This window comes from Pontibacter rufus (assembly GCF_015694705.1).
Taxonomy (GTDB): Bacteria; Bacteroidota; Bacteroidia; order Cytophagales; family Hymenobacteraceae; genus Pontibacter; species Pontibacter rufus.
This window is the reverse complement of the sequence record NZ_JADQDR010000004.1, coordinates 257,035-272,035: the sequence shown is the minus strand read 5'-3', so window position 1 is coordinate 272,035 and position 15,001 is coordinate 257,035. Positions and strand designations below refer to the sequence as shown.

General features: G+C 50.5%; 13 protein-coding genes. 8 read left to right on the top strand and 5 right to left on the bottom strand.

Annotated features, from left to right (window positions below; translation table 11 throughout):
• Positions 1 to 60 precede the first annotated feature (60 nt).
• The 4 genes from nfi to I2I11_RS09130 all read left to right on the top strand — a co-directional run bounded on the left by nfi (position 61) and on the right by I2I11_RS09130 (position 5,433).
• On the top strand, positions 61 to 747 hold the full coding sequence (gene nfi, locus I2I11_RS09145; RefSeq protein ID WP_196267381.1) for a deoxyribonuclease V: 687 nt from the start codon (positions 61 to 63) through the stop codon (positions 745 to 747).
• A 62-nt stretch (positions 748 to 809) separates the two neighbouring features.
• Positions 810 to 1,355 carry a hypothetical protein gene (locus tag I2I11_RS09140; RefSeq protein WP_196267380.1) on the top strand — a complete coding sequence of 182 codons (546 nt, stop codon included), beginning with the start codon at positions 810 to 812 and terminating at the stop codon, positions 1,353 to 1,355.
• Positions 1,356 to 1,521: 166 nt separating this feature from the next.
• Positions 1,522 to 4,140, top strand: coding sequence for an ATP-dependent chaperone ClpB (clpB, locus tag I2I11_RS09135; RefSeq protein WP_196267379.1), 2,619 nt, complete (start codon positions 1,522 to 1,524; stop codon positions 4,138 to 4,140).
• 405 nt (positions 4,141 to 4,545) lie between these two features.
• Positions 4,546 to 5,433 (top strand): ATP-grasp fold amidoligase family protein, encoded by an 888-nt coding sequence (locus I2I11_RS09130; protein ID WP_196267378.1) that lies wholly within the window; start codon positions 4,546 to 4,548, stop codon positions 5,431 to 5,433.
• Between the two features lie 24 nt (positions 5,434 to 5,457).
• Here I2I11_RS09130 and I2I11_RS09125 read toward each other — a convergent pair whose 3' ends face one another.
• From I2I11_RS09125 to I2I11_RS09115, 3 genes are all read right to left on the bottom strand, one after another.
• Entirely contained in the window at positions 5,458 to 5,880 is a 423-nt protein-coding gene (locus I2I11_RS09125) for a SpoIIAA family protein (protein ID WP_230679996.1), read from the bottom strand.
• A gap of 139 nt (positions 5,881 to 6,019) precedes the next feature.
• The gene (locus I2I11_RS09120; protein ID WP_196267377.1) at positions 6,020 to 6,322 is read right to left on the bottom strand and encodes a Dabb family protein; all 303 of its coding nucleotides are present in this window, start codon (positions 6,320 to 6,322) and stop codon (positions 6,020 to 6,022) included.
• 42 nt (positions 6,323 to 6,364) lie between these two features.
• On the bottom strand, positions 6,365 to 7,603 hold the full coding sequence (locus I2I11_RS09115; RefSeq protein ID WP_196267376.1) for a lactonase family protein: 1,239 nt from the start codon (positions 7,601 to 7,603) through the stop codon (positions 6,365 to 6,367).
• Positions 7,604 to 7,931: 328 nt separating this feature from the next.
• Here I2I11_RS09115 and I2I11_RS09110 point away from each other — a divergent pair, with 328 nt between their 5' ends.
• Positions 7,932 to 8,525: a HupE/UreJ family protein gene (locus I2I11_RS09110; RefSeq protein ID WP_196267375.1), complete on the top strand. Its 594-nt coding sequence runs from the start codon at positions 7,932 to 7,934 to the stop codon at positions 8,523 to 8,525.
• Positions 8,526 to 8,705: 180 nt separating this feature from the next.
• Positions 8,706 to 11,042 (top strand): M1 family metallopeptidase, encoded by a 2,337-nt coding sequence (locus I2I11_RS09105; RefSeq protein ID WP_196267374.1) that lies wholly within the window; start codon positions 8,706 to 8,708, stop codon positions 11,040 to 11,042.
• Positions 11,043 to 11,293: 251 nt separating this feature from the next.
• Here I2I11_RS09105 and I2I11_RS09100 read toward each other — a convergent pair whose 3' ends face one another.
• Both I2I11_RS09100 and I2I11_RS09095 read right to left on the bottom strand, forming a co-directional pair.
• Positions 11,294 to 12,640: an NAD(P)/FAD-dependent oxidoreductase gene (locus tag I2I11_RS09100; protein ID WP_196267373.1), complete on the bottom strand. Its 1,347-nt coding sequence runs from the start codon at positions 12,638 to 12,640 to the stop codon at positions 11,294 to 11,296.
• 323 nt (positions 12,641 to 12,963) lie between these two features.
• Positions 12,964 to 13,635 carry a carboxypeptidase-like regulatory domain-containing protein gene (locus I2I11_RS09095; protein WP_196267372.1) on the bottom strand — a complete coding sequence of 224 codons (672 nt, stop codon included), beginning with the start codon at positions 13,633 to 13,635 and terminating at the stop codon, positions 12,964 to 12,966.
• Positions 13,636 to 13,709: 74 nt separating this feature from the next.
• On the opposite strand from I2I11_RS09095, the gene I2I11_RS09090 reads away from it, so the two are divergent.
• The gene (locus tag I2I11_RS09090; protein ID WP_196267371.1) at positions 13,710 to 14,099 is read left to right on the top strand and encodes an ArsR/SmtB family transcription factor; all 390 of its coding nucleotides are present in this window, start codon (positions 13,710 to 13,712) and stop codon (positions 14,097 to 14,099) included.
• Positions 14,100 to 14,291: 192 nt separating this feature from the next.
• Positions 14,292 to 14,993 carry a YjjG family noncanonical pyrimidine nucleotidase gene (locus tag I2I11_RS09085; RefSeq protein WP_196267370.1) on the top strand — a complete coding sequence of 234 codons (702 nt, stop codon included), beginning with the start codon at positions 14,292 to 14,294 and terminating at the stop codon, positions 14,991 to 14,993.
• Positions 14,994 to 15,001 lie beyond the last annotated feature (8 nt).

Genomic DNA, 15,001 nt, shown 5'->3' with positions numbered 1-15,001 from the left:
AAGGAAGGCCGAACCAGCCAATCATTCGTAATGCGTAACTCATAATTCGTAATTAAACAGATGGCCTATTATAACAGATTCGATTATCCTGCACCTGACCCGGCTATACTTAAGAAACTGACGGAGCAGCAAAACGAGATGCAGCAGCAGGTCATCATCCAAAAGCCCGACTTTGAGCTAAAGCTGATTGCCGGCTGCGATTCCTCTTTCATCGGTGAAGACACCATTCTTTCAGTGTTTATACTGCTCTCGTACCCGAAGCTGGAAGTGCTGGAAAAAGTATGGCACCATGGCCCGGTGGAGTTGCCGTATATCCCCGGTTTTCTCGCCTTTCGCGAAGCGCCCAACCTCCTCAAAGCCTACGAAAAGCTGCAGCAAAAGCCCGACCTGATTATGGTAGACGGCCACGGCATTTCGCACCCGCGCAAGCTGGGCATCGCTACCCATTTAGGCATCCACCTGAACAAGCCCACCATGGGCGTGGCCAAGAAAGTGTTGGTCGGCAAGTATACCGAACCCGCTGCAACCAAAGGCTCCGTATCGCCGCTGGTCTATAAAAACGAAGTGATTGCCAACGTGCTCCGCACCCGCGACAATGTAAAGCCTGTATTCGTATCGCCCGGCCACCTGATGGATCTGGCAACTGCTACTGAGGTTGCCATGGCCTGCGCCGTGAAGTATAAATTACCTGAACCAACGCGCCTGGCCGATCATTATGCCGCGGTGTTTAAAAGCGAGGTAAAGTAGCTTTATTATACTTACAGCAGCGGAAACGGTACGATAAAACACACTCCTAAGCCATCAACACCATGAGCGCTATCAAAGAATTTACAGGAACTACGGAAGCTGAAATCTGGCAGAAAGTTGCCGAAGATATCGCGGCGCATAAAGCAGTGCTAAAGTATACTGCGCTGCTGCATCAGTCCGGGCAGCAAATTCTTTTCGACCTGGATATTGATTTGGGCGGCGGGTTTGAAAGCGGCATCTCTACTACTACTTTTAGAGCCGCTGTACCGGCCCGCGTGCCTTTGCGTTTTCACCTGCACGAGCAGGATTTTTTGGGTGAGATTAGTAAAGTGCTGGGCATGGAAGATGTTAAAGTCGGTTACCCGGATTTCGATGCCGCTTTTATTATCAAAACGAACCAGCCTGATACGTTAAGAAAGCTTTTTGCTGACGAAAGCGTCCGGCGCATCTTACTCAGGCACACTACCGGCAGGTTGAAGTTAGAAGCTGAAGACGGCTCGCCTGATGCCATCCTAAGCTTTAAAAAGGATGAAGCTATTGTAGAAGTAACAGTGCTGCGCGAGATATATCATGTGCTGCGGGTTATCCTTGAAAGGGTATCTTTATGACCTCATAGCTTCTTTTTGATAGCTGTGAAGCATGCTGCCATTCTGTCTAAAAATCTCCATTTTTCCCATTTTTCACCTGCCAAAATTACAGCACCTTAACCTTTAAACCCTACTGGTGCGTAACTTGATAATATAGCTATCGGGAATAAACCTAAGGAAAACAGACATGAACTTTAATAATTATACCATCAAAGCACAGGAGGCCATCCAACGGGCGACGGAGATTGCGAGCGGTAACCAGCAGCAAGCCATCGAAACCGGCCATATCCTGAAAGCGATTCTGGAGACAGACGAGAACGTAACCAATTTCCTCCTCCAGAAACTCAATATCAACGGCAACATTCTGCACAACAAGCTCGACGAAATTGTAGCGGCTTACCCAAAAGTGAGCGGTGGCAGTCCATACTTAGCCAACGATGCCAATGCGGCCCTGCAAAAAGCAACGTCTTACTTAAAAGAGTTTGGCGATGAATATGTCGCCATCGAGCACATTTTATTGGGTTTGCTGGCTGGCCGCGACAAAGTAGCCGGGCTGATGAAGGATGTGGGCTTTAACGAGAAAGACCTCAAAAAAGCAATTAAAGAACTGCGCGGCGGCGCCAAAGTAACCGACCAGAACGCCGAAGCCAAGTATAACTCGCTGAAGCGCTACGCCAAAGACCTGAACGAACTGGCGCGCAATGGCAAGATTGACCCGGTGATTGGCCGCGACGAGGAGATCCGGCGGGTGTTGCAGATCCTGAGTCGCCGTACCAAAAACAACCCGATTTTGCTGGGTGAACCGGGCGTAGGTAAAACCGCGATTGTAGAAGGCCTGGCGCAACGCATTGTAGCCGGCGACGTGCCCGAAAACCTGAAATCCAAAACGCTGATGAGCCTGGACATGGGCTTGCTGGTGGCAGGCGCCAAGTATAAAGGTGAGTTTGAGGAGCGCCTGAAAGCGGTGATAAAAGAAGTCATCGACTCGGAAGGCGAAATCGTGCTTTTCATTGACGAGATTCATACCCTAATTGGCGCGGGTGCCGGTGGCGACAGCGCCATGGACGCTGCCAACCTGTTGAAACCGGCCCTGGCCCGTGGCGAACTGCATGCCATTGGTGCCACCACGCTGAAGGAGTACCAGAAGTATATCGAGAAAGACAAAGCACTGGAACGACGTTTCCAGGCAGTAATAGTGGATGAACCGAGCGTAGTGGATGCCATTTCTATTCTGCGTGGTATCAAAGATAAGTATGAAGTGCACCACGGTGTGCGCATTAAGGATGATGCCATTATCGCTGCCGTAGAGCTGTCGAACCGCTATATTACCGACCGCTTTCTGCCCGACAAAGCCATTGACCTGATGGACGAAGCGGCCGCCAAACTGCGCATCGAGATTGACTCGCTGCCAGTGGAACTGGACGAACTGCAGCGCCGCATCATGCAGCTGGAAATTGAGCGCGAAGCCATCCGCCGTGAAAATGACAAGGACAAGGAAACGGTGCTCTCTAAAGAAATTGCAGACCTGAGCAGCAAGCGCGATGATTTGAAGGCCAAGTGGCAGAACGAAAAACAAGTCATTGAAGGCCTGCAGAAAGAAAAGGAGAACATCGAAAACTATAAGCTGGAAGCCGAGCAGGCTGAACGCTCCGGCGATTATGGCCGCGTAGCCGAATTGCGCTACGGCAAAATTCAGGAAGCGGAAGCGCACCTGAAGGAGCTACAGCAACAGGTCCGCGACATGCAGGGCGAAAATCCGATGCTGCAGGAAGAAGTTACCGCCGAAGATATTGCCGAAGTAGTAGCCAAATGGACTGGTATTCCGGTGAGTAAAATGTTGCAATCGGACCGCGAGAAATTGCTGAACCTGGAGCAGGAACTGAGTATGCGCGTGGCCGGCCAGGAAGAAGCGATTGAGGCGATTTCGGATGCCGTGCGCCGCAGCCGTGCCGGGATGCAGGACCCTAAACGGCCTATCGGTTCGTTCATTTTCCTGGGTACCACCGGAGTAGGTAAAACTGAGCTGGCGAAAGCGCTGGCCGATTACCTGTTCAACGACGAGAATGCGATGGTGCGCATCGACATGAGCGAGTACCAGGAGCGCCACGCCGTGAGCCGCCTGATTGGAGCGCCTCCGGGATACGTGGGCTACGAAGAAGGTGGCCAGCTGACCGAAGCCGTGCGCCGCAAGCCTTACTCCGTGGTGTTGCTTGACGAGATTGAAAAAGCACACCCCGACGTGTTCAACATTCTGTTACAGGTACTCGACGACGGCCGCCTAACCGACAGCAAAGGCCGCGTGGTGAACTTTAAGAACACCATCATCATCATGACCTCAAACATCGGCTCCGGCATTATCCAGGAGAATTTTGAGAAGATGAACGAGTATAACCGCGAAGAGGTGATTGACGAAACCAAGGCTCAGGTGTTCGAGATGCTGAAGAAATCGGTAAGGCCGGAGTTCCTGAACCGTATTGACGAGTTGATTATGTTCCGTCCGCTGAACCGTGGCGAGCTGCGCAAGATTGTCAGCATCCAGTTCCGCCACATCCAGCAGCGCCTCGAGGAAAACGGCATCCAACTGGTTGCCACTGACGAGGTACTGGATTACCTGGGCGAGCAGGGCTTCGACCCGCAGTTTGGTGCCCGTCCGCTGAAGCGTGTGCTGCAGCGCCAGGTGCTCAACGAACTCTCTAAAGAGATTCTGGCCGGCACTATCAGCAAAGACTCGGTGGTGGAAGCCGTGCTGGAAAACGGCCAGATCCGGTTTATTAATATTGACGTGGAGATTCCTTCAGGAAAGTAAGTAGTATAAAGTTTAGTTGAGAAAACCCCGCTATTCCTTTGGAGTGGCGGGGTTTTGTATTGGTAGCCCTTCCGCAAGTTTAGCGACAGCGTAAATGCGGCTTTTTATGACAGCAAGCTTTTAGCTTGCATTACCCGCAGCCATACTTCTTAAGCTCAAGCCAACAGTGCAAGTAGCATCACCTCAAAGACTTACCCGAACCGAAGTTCTATTAATGAACAAGGAGACTGAACTGCCAGCCATCAGATAAGCTATGATTGTAATTGGAAATAAACTGTTACGGATTATACTTCCCTTCAGAGGTTTATTGTATGTAATTTTAAGTATAATAATTGATAATATATGAATTTTAAATCGTATCTAGCATTGGTCTTCCTGAATGTAATATCTTAACTTAAACGGGCTATGCTGCAATTGATAAAAAACGGGTTGCGCTTTACGCTGAACGCTTTTACAGACACCAATAAAGACGGCGGAGAATTTGCAAAGCGCATCATGCACAGGCACCGCACTTTCTGGAGCGCAGCCGACGCAGAACTTGTCCGTAACGCATCAATGCACGCCGATACCTCTTTGGATGAATGGCAAGCAGTGGATCACTGGCAGCGGACGCTCAGCAACAAGTATAACGCCCGCCTGTTTGCGCAAATGCACGGCTGTCGTGTAGCGGATCTCTACTGGAAAGGCAGGGAGGTGAGCCAGCTGAACTTTAGCGACCTGCCGGACCAATATGTAATAAGGCCAACGATCGGCCACTCCTGCAACCTCGTGTTCCTGATGGACAAGGGCCTAAACCACATGGACAAGCGTTTCTATTCCAAAGAGGCACTCAGGGAGATAATGGCTGCAGCTTTAAAAAAGAATCCTTACCAGGAGTTCCTGATTGAAGAGTTTGTCAGGAGTGAAGGAGGAGAATACACAATCCCGGTTGATTACAAGCTGTCGCTCTTTAACGGAGAGCTAGCCGTGATAAATGTGATAAACCGCACAAGCCCTAAAGCAGGGTTATCCAGCAGTTACGACGAAAACTGGAACATGCTGGAAGACATCTGCAGACTTTACCAGCACGCACCTTATCAGGAACCGCCAGCTTGCCTGAACGAAATTATCAGTAATGCTAAGAAGCTCAGCAAAACCTATGGGATCTTTGTAAGAATAGACTTTTACGCCACAGACAAAGGCGCTGTTTTTGGGGAGTTTACACCCACGCCCGGCCAGGGCAGGGGCTTTACCACCAAGGCCGACAAAATGCTGCTGGATTACTGGGACAGGCATTGCCCGGGCATGATTTAAAGAATCCTGCAGGTATTCATCGCTTCATACTTCGTGCTGCTCCTGTTCTTGCACCCAGGCCATCGCCTGCTCACGCTCCGTTAAATCAAAGTAGCGTACACCTTTCTTCTTCACCGGGCTTATCAGTTTGGCTGCCCATTCCTGCCATGTCTTTTCGCCTACCATCGCCACGCGGCCATACTCCCGCCCATGCACGATGTCGAACAAAGCATTTTCCAGAGCTGCGCCGGGCTTTACCCAATCCAGATCTGCCATTTCGTAGTACAAACGTGCTTCGCCTGTGGCCTTCATCCTGTCGCGGATCAGTTCCCGGTAGCGGTCAAAGTCTTCGTTGGTCAGTTCGCCGCTCACCCGCACGGCAAGCATTTCATCAGTTGTTTCGGGCAGCACTTGCAGCATCTTCAGCAGGTATAAGGTATGCTGGTTTATACTTCTGCTTACAGCCATAAGTTTGCTCTTTTGCCTTGTTCGTTACCTGTTGAGTTTTGATTTCCGCAACAAAAAAGCGCCAGCCGCTTATGGCTGACGCTCTTCTAAAGCTCCCTGGCAAACCGGCCGGAGAGCAGCAGGCAGGGCCAAATCTATCCTAAGCGTCTACCGCATCATAAATAAGCACTTTAGACCAGAGCTGAGCGCAAGTTTCTACAAACTGCTTATGCACAGGATGCACCTGATAGGTGTCATGCGCCTCCATGTCGTTAAAGACGAGCAACAGCGAGAAATCGTATCCCTTTTCAATCACGGGTCTGTCGGTGCTGGCGGGCACGCCGATGTGCACTGTATGTATACTTTCAATAGCTTTCAACTGCTTCAGGCCTTCCAGCAGCTTTGATCTTTCCGCTGTTGCATCCGGGTTATTTAACCAAAAGAAAACGTGGTGTACAAACATGTTTTTGAGATTTATTTTAGCAAGATAAGGATAAACTGTCTATTACTTAAACGCCGGTACTACCTGGACGCATACGGGCTTGTGCACCTCCACTTCCTGGCCGGTTGGTGTTAGTTTGCCGGTGGCTTTGTCGATTTTAAAGGTAACCAGGTTATTGGAGCGCTCATTAGCCACCAGCAGCACGGTTCCCGATTCATCGATGTTGAAGTCGCGGGGCCAGTCGCCGCCGGTGTTCATAAATTGTACCTGGGTGAGTTTTCCTGTATCCTGATCGATGGCGTACACCACGATGCTGTTGTGTCCGCGGTTAGATCCGTACAGGAATTTGCCGTCTGCCGATACTTTTACTTCTGCACAGTAGCTTTGGCCATTGAAATCGGCGGGTAAGGTCGGCACGGTTTCTATTTCGGTAAAAGTGCCTTTATCAGCATCATACGTAAGCGCCGTCATGGTAGAGTTCAGCTCATGAATCAGGTAGGCATAGCGGCCGTTCGGGTGGAAAGCGAGGTGGCGCGGGCCCGATCCGGGCTTTGCCGCGAAAGCCACAGCAGGCGTGTTGGGCGTCAGGGCACCGGTACCGGCATCCAGGCGATAACCTACTATGTTGTCGGTTCCTAAATCCACAGAAAGTATAAACTTGTTGTTTGGGTCTGGTGCGATGAAGTGGGCGTGCGCTGCTTCCTGCCTTTCTTTGTTAGGCCCGGTGCCCGTATGCTGCTCCACGTCCACGGCCTCACTTAGCTGGCCGTTTTCCTGCACCTGAAAAGAAGCCACATTGCCACCCATGTAGTTGGCCACCAGCACATTTTTATTTGCTCCGCCTACAGAAATATGGCAGGGTGCGCCACCCTTAGAGGCTACCCTGTTCAGCAAAGACAGATCGCCGTTTTGTGGATTTACCGCGAAGGCGCTTACCGCGCCGCTGTTCTGGCCCTCGTAATTGCCTGTTTCGTTTACAGCATATAAATGCTGCCGCTGTTCATCGAGCGTTAGGAAGGACGGATTTTCGCCGGCTTTAAAAGCGTTCAGGCGCGTCAGTTTGCCGCTTTCCGGGTCGAGGCGGTACAGGAAAATACTTGTGCTGTCGGCTTCGGCATAAGTGCCTACATATACCATAGATGCTTCCATTGTTTCGGGTTTTGTTTCAGATGCGGTGGTATCTGCTGGGGTTTCCTTGGTGCCGGAAGAGTTGCAGGCCGAAAAAACCAGCGACAGGCTTGTTAATGCCATCGCTGCTACTTTAGCCGAACGGCAGGTATACTTGTAGGTTCTTTTTATCATATTGTTAGATTATTTATACCAGTACGAATACCGTTTTCTGCCGGCCAGGGATACATTATCCTTTAAAGGTATTAAAAAATGAACGCACAAGCACAAGTTATACTTGTAAGTGGAAAGGCAAATTTACTTTTAATCATGATTTGTCATCCTGAAAGGATCTTGTGAGTTGACAGCTTTTCGCTTACAAGATCCTTCAAGGATGACACAAAGCTGTTTACTTTGAGCTAACCTGTCCATTTACTTATACCTGGCGCAGGCTGTAATTGCAACTCTGTGGTTTTCACCTTAATTTGCTGCCTGCTTCATACTTTACTATCTCTATCAACCTGTGTCATCCGTATTTTATACTTACCTGCAGCTGGGTTTTTATCATATTTTTAACTTGGGCGCCTACGATCACATGCTGTTTTTGCTGGCCCTGAGCGCTATTTATACTTTAAGCGACTGGCGCAAAGTTATTGCGCTGGTTACCAGCTTTACCATCGGCCATTCTATTACGCTGGCGCTGTCTACGTTCAATATTATCCGTTTCGATACGGCGCTCATCGAGTTTCTGATTCCGGTAACGATATTTCTCACCTGCATCACCAACTTTTTTAAGCTGCAGGGCGCTGCCGCCAAACAGCCCACCATTCTGTCGCTGCACAACCTGATGGCCATACTTTTTGGCCTGATACATGGTATGGGTTTTTCTAATTATCTTAAATCGCTGCTCGGGCGCAGCTCCGATACCTGGCTGCAACTGCTGGCCTTTAACGTGGGCATCGAGCTGGGGCAGATGCTGATTGTACTCATCCTGCTGATACTCGGCTTCCTGGTAATGCAACTGTTCCGCGCCAAAAAGCGGGACTGGATTCTGGTTATCTCCAGTGCGGCCGCAGGCATCTCCTTGATTTTGATGATGGAAACCAGTATCTTTTAGCGTTCAAACACTATTTAAAGTCGTGGACGCAGGTATCCGTATTTTAAACAGGGAACTTTAAAGTATAAAATATTGATATAAAATGGATTATATTGCTGATCCGGAGAATCTGAAGTATAAATTGTCACCGGCTTTATAACTTACCTATCAAGCTAAACTATCATACCTAACCTTAATTCAATGAAAAACCTTTTTGCAGGTTTGGCGCTTGCCGGGCTTATTGCAGGCCCTCTCGCCGCACAGGCGCAGGACACCAAGTTTGCCCAACTGGGGCAGGAACTGCCAACGCCTAATAACTACCGTGCCGCCTCGGGCGCTCCCGGCCACGAATACTGGCAGCAGCGCGCCGACTACAACATTAAAGTAGCGCTAAACGACGCGGAACAGTCCATCAAAGGCTCCGAAACCATCAATTATACCAACAACTCCCCCGACCCGCTCACTTACCTGTGGGTGCAGCTCGACCAGAATATTTTTGAACCCAACTCGATGAGTAACCTGACAAAAACAGGCGAGTTGAAAGATAAAATGTCGCTGCAGGCGGTGGAGTATATGACGCGCGAGGCATTTGACGGCGGCTTTAAAATTGAGTCGGTGAAAGATCGCAGCGGCAAGCCCCTGAAGTATACCATCAACAACACCATGATGCGCGTGGATTTGCCTGCGCCGCTCAAGCACGGGCAGAGTTATACGTTCAGCGTAGACTGGCACCATAACATCAACAACCAGAAAACACTGGGCGGCCGCTCCGGCTACGAGTTTTTTCCGGAGGACGGCAACTACCTGTATGAGATGGCACAGTGGTTTCCGCGCATGGCTGTGTACGACGACGTGAACGGCTGGCAGCACAAGCAGTTTCTGGGCAGTGGTGAGTTTGCCCTCCCGTTTGGCGATTACAAAGTAAGCATCACGGTGCCTGCTGACCATGTGGTGGCCGGAACCGGTGAGTTACAGAACGCCAGCCAGGTGCTGACCTCCACGCAGCAGAAACGTTGGGCCGATGCTGCCAAAAGCGACAAACCCGTGCTGGTGGTAACGCAGGAAGAAGCAACCAAAGCAGAAAAGAATCACGCAAAAGATACAAAAACCTGGGTGTTCGCCGCTAAAAATGTGCGCGATTTTGCCTGGGCCAGCTCCCGCAAGTTTATCTGGGATGCCATGAACGTAAACATCGGCGGCAAGCATGTATTGGCGATGTCGTACTACCCGAAGGAAGCTAACCCGCTGTGGGGACAGTATTCTACGCAGGCGGTTGGCCATACCCTGCGCAACTATTCCAAGCGCACCATAGATTATCCGTATCCGGTAGCGATTTCGGTGCACGGCCCGGTGGGTGGCATGGAGTACCCGATGATCAGCTTCAACGGTTACCGCCCAGAGGCAGACGGCACCTACTCTGACCGTACCAAGTATGGCTTGATTTCAGTGGTTATACATGAGGTGGGTCACAACTTCTTCCCGATGATTGTGAACTCCGATGAGCGCCAGTGGACGTGGATGGACGAAGGCCTGAACACATTTATGCAGTATCTGGCAGAGCAGGAGTGGGAGCGTAACTACCCATCCGGCCGCGGCGAACCTGCCAAGATTGTTACCTACATGAGCGGCGACAAGAGCACGATGGTGCCGATCATGACCAACTCAGAATCCATACTCCAGTTTGGCAACAACGCTTATGGCAAGCCTGCTACCGGCCTCAACATCCTGCGCGAGACTATTATGGGCCGCGAACTGTTTGATTATGCCTTTAAGGAGTATGCCAACCGCTGGGCTTTTAAACACCCGATGCCCGCTGATTTCTTCCGCACCATGGAAGATGCTTCGGGCGTGGATCTGGACTGGTTCTGGAGAGGCTGGTTTTATACCACCGATCACACTGATCTGGCCATTGACAACGTGAAGTGGTTTACGATTGATGCCCAGGATCCGGAATTTGTAAATGCCCAGAAGCGTGAGCAGCAGAACAAAGCGCCGCAAACGCTGTCGCAGCAGCGCAACCTGCAGGACATACCTAAAACACTGGTAGAACTGAAGCCGGAGTTGAAAGACTTTTACAACAGCTACGACCCGCTGGCCACCACCGCAACTGACAAAGCCACCTACCAGACGTTTCTGAAAGACCTGACGCCAGAGCAGAAGAAAGCACTGGATTCCGGCCTGAATTTCTACGAGGTGGGCTTCAAAAACCTGGGTGGATTGGTAATGCCATTGATAGTGCGGATGCAGTACGAAGATGGCTCCGAAGAAGTGGTGAACATCCCCGCCGAGATCTGGCGCCACAACAACAACGAGATCACGAAAGTGTTTGTAACAGAGAAGCCGGTGGCCAGCTTCGAATTAGACCCTTACCTGCAAACCGCAGATACGGATTTGTCGAACAATGCCTATCCGCGCCGTATGGCTCCTTCCCGCTTCGAGTTGTACAAGCAGGGCCGTGAGCAGCAGCCTAACCCGATGCAAAAGCAGCGCGCCACTACCCGCAGCAACAATGGTGCTGAGACAAATACAGGCGAGTAAATAGCCTCATTATTTAATCAAAAGCCTTCGGATGTGGTCCGAAGGCTTTTTTCGTTTATGGCAGTCACCTAATTGCTTGGTTCAACCCATCCGCTGGTGCGAGCTTGCAGCTCGTACCTTTTAAGTAACCAAAGAGAAGGTACGAGCTGCAAGCTCGCACCAGCGGAAGAAGTATAGTTCAGCCGACCGATTTTCCCTGCCCACCTATTCTCAACAATTTAACCGTTTAGCAATTTAACAGTTAACGACCATCAATCTGAGTTATACTTGTTCAGGAACTCCTGTTTCACACGGTCGCCCTTGCGCACAAAAGGCCGGATAATAAGGCGTGTGCCGCTCTCATAGGTAAAGAATTTGTAAACCCAGTTGCTAAGCACTACCAGTTTGTTGCGGAAACCCACCAGCGCCATCACATGCACAAACAACCAGGTAGCCCAGGCTAAAAAGCCGCTTAGATGAATGTTCTTTGGCAGGTCTGCCACGGCGCGGTTGCGGCCTATGATCGCTAATGAGCCTTTATCATTGTATTCAAATGGCTCCAGCCGCTCGTTGCGCAGCATCCGTTTCAGGTTTTTGGCCAGCAACTGGCCCTGTTGTATGGCAGGTTGTGCCACCATGGGGTGCCCTTTCGGGTACTTCTCTGTTTTCATCAGGGCAATATCACCCAGGGCAAAAACGCCGGGCAAGCCGATCACCTGGTTATACTCATCTACCAGCACCCGGCCCCTTTCCACTGCTTCCGGCGGAAGCCCGTCGATTAATGCGCCCGATACGCCGGCGGCCCAAACCAGTGTGTTGGTTTTGATCTGCTCTCCTCCTTTAAGTACAGCTGTTTCACCGTCGTAAGCCTCTACCAATGTATTTAGCTTCACAACGACGCCCAGTTCCATAAGGTATTTGTACGTTTTCGCGCTTGCCTCCGGCGACATAGGTGGTAGAACGCGGTCCATACCTTCTACCAGGTAAATATTCATTTTGCTGAAGTCCAGCCCCGAATAGTCATCGGGGAGCACATGTTTCCGCATTTCGGCCAGGGCGCCGGCTAATTCTACACCTGTAGGTCCGCCGCCCACAATCACAATGTTCAGCAGGCTCTGCCGGATCTCCGGATCATTGGTCATGTTGGCCTGCTCAAAAGCCTGCAACAACTGGCTCCGCAGGTTCAGTGCGTGCGGTATCTGCTTCAGCGGGAAGGAGTATTTCTTTATCTGCTCATTGCCAAAGTAGTTGGACTTGGTGCCGGTGGCCATCACCAGGTAATCGTAAGGCAAGTCGCCGATGATGGTCGAGACTGTTTTGATGGCCGGGTTAACGCCGGTTACTTTCACCAGCCGGAAGTGGAAGTCCTGGTATTCATCGCTGCCAAACATTTTGCGCAGCGGTTCGGCAATGGCGTCAGGTTCGAGGCCGGCGGTGGCCACCTGGTACAGCAGCGGCCAGAAGCCATGATAATTCTGCCTGTCGAACATCACGACCTGGAAACGTTCGCCGTTCAGTTTTTTTGCCAGGTTTATACCGCCGAAGCCGCCGCCCACAATCACAACACGTGGCTTGGTGGTGTCTGGTATATTAAGAGAAAGTTTATCTGGTTCAAGCATAAGTATGTTTGTTTTTGGCCTGTAAAGCAGCAGGTAGCAGGCAAATCAGTGCTCGCGCCCTGTCTTACCTTATGTACGCATAAGGTAGTACTTACGAATAACGAAACATACATTTGTTGGTTATTTTGATAGCGGGCGAAATGAGACAACGGCGTTTCAGGCGGGCTTTTCGCGCAATGTCGTTCCTGGCGCAAGCGGACGCCTGTGCTTTGTTAGGTCAGCAAAAATAGCTTGGAGAAGCGGATGCTTGCGCCAGAATACCGGAAAGAGCTCAAAAGATAATCATGCCCGGGTTTATACTTAAACCTGCCGGTGCAGAACTATTACTTGTTGTTCTTATAATCGCCGTTGATAAGGGCTTTGATGAGGGCCGGCACAGCAAAAGGGCTGATAGTGGGTATCATGTGGCGGTTTTGCTGCTGCTGTATCTGCTGCTGGTTCCAGAACCGGAAATTGCCGGCTCCGTCCATGGGGGTGCTCTTGAAAAGCTCTTCCAGGAGTTCGGGGTCGAGGTTGCGCGTGGCGATGGCGCGTCCTTCGTCCGGCAGCTTTACGTTGGCAATTGCTTGCCTGAAATCACGCTCTGTCGGCCACGGAAATACATCTACGGTAGGCAGCTCAGTCGGGTCTTCCTGCATCTGCATAATAATGGAATAGCTCCCGCTGCTGTAGTTTTTAGGGATGATGAGGTACTGTTTTTTGTAGCCCAACGCGTTGAACACTACGCTGTCGCCGCTCAACACCGGCACCGAAAAGAAGCCATACTCGTTGGTTTGTGTGCCGCGGTTAGTTTTGGGCACGTACACGCTTACGCCCGCCACCCCATACAGGCTGTCGCCTACAGCCACAAAGCCCGATAGCTGCACGACCCGCTGCTGTCCCTGGGCCACGGCCTGTTGCGGCCCCGTCAGCAACAGCAACAGGGTTAGAACAGGTAAAAAGAGCCACGGCCATCGCCCGGAAAAAGAAGTATGAGGTTGGGAAATAACATTCATGTAATACAATAATATGATTTATTCTTTTATAATAGCAGCTTTTGCCTAATTTTGTTTAAGCTGCACCCTAACTTATGAGGCTCAAACATTTTAGTCTTCCTTATGGCGAGCAGGTTTTTAAAGCCTTGTCCGACCAGTCCCGTATCCGTATCCTGCACCTGATTCTGCGCAACAAAGAGATGTGCATCACAGATCTGGAGCAGGTGCTGAACTTTACACAAACCAAAACCTCGCGCCACCTCGGCTACCTGCGCAATACCGGCCTGGTTACCTCGCGCAAGCTCGACCAGTGGGTATACTATAGCTTAAAAGAGGAGCCCGCCGACCTGCTGACACAGATTTTCAGGTACATGGAACGTGATGCGCTGTTGCTGCAGGACGCCGAAACGTACCGTATTCTGTTTTCGAACCGCGAACTGGCTGCCAATAAACTGCAACAGACCCATCGCTGGACTGCTTCTTAGACCTTTGCCGGGCAGCATTGTTTAATAACTCCCAAAATATACTTTCAAGTATAAATGCGCAGGTGTTAAATGGTGAAATAACAGAGCAAAAGAACGGCGGGCATAAATCATTTTTATACTTAATACCTGTGCCTGCCCGCTAAGCAAAGCATCATTCTGTATCGGCGGGCAGCTTATTTTACGACTTCATACATGAAAACATATTCTCATATCCTCTTCGATCTCGACCACACCCTCTGGGATTTTGAGAAAAACTCCGAAGAAACCCTCTATGCTTTATACGATCAGTTTGATCTGGGCAGGCATGAAAAATTCGACAGCGACTCGTTTTACCGGAAGTATAAATTTGTGAACAAGCGCCTGTGGGACCTCTACCACAGGGGTAAAATAGACCAGAAAGAGCTGCGCGACACCCGCTTTTATAAAACCCTGATGGGCCTCGGGCTGCAGCACCACGAGGTACCCAAAGAAATAAGCAGGGCCTATACCGACCTGTGTTCTACCAAAACGGCTGTTTTTCCTTTCGCACACGAGGTGCTGGCTTACCTGCAGCCTAAGTATGGCCTGCACATTGTAACAAATGGCTTTAAAGATATGCAGTATATGAAAATAACAGGCTCTAACCTGAACAGCTATTTTCAGGAGGTGATCACGTCGGAGTGCTGTGGGTATAAGAAGCCTGATAAGCGCCTTTTCAGTTATGTGCTGGAGCGCATTAACGTGAAGCCAGCAGAGTGCCTGATGATTGGCGACAACCTGGAATGCGATATTGAAGGCGCGCGGGCCAGCGGTATCGATCAGGTATACTTTAACCCGGATAAAATAAAGGCGAAGCTGCGACCCAAACCCACATATGAGATCCATTGCCTGAGCCAGCTGATGGAGATTTTGTAGTTATGCGG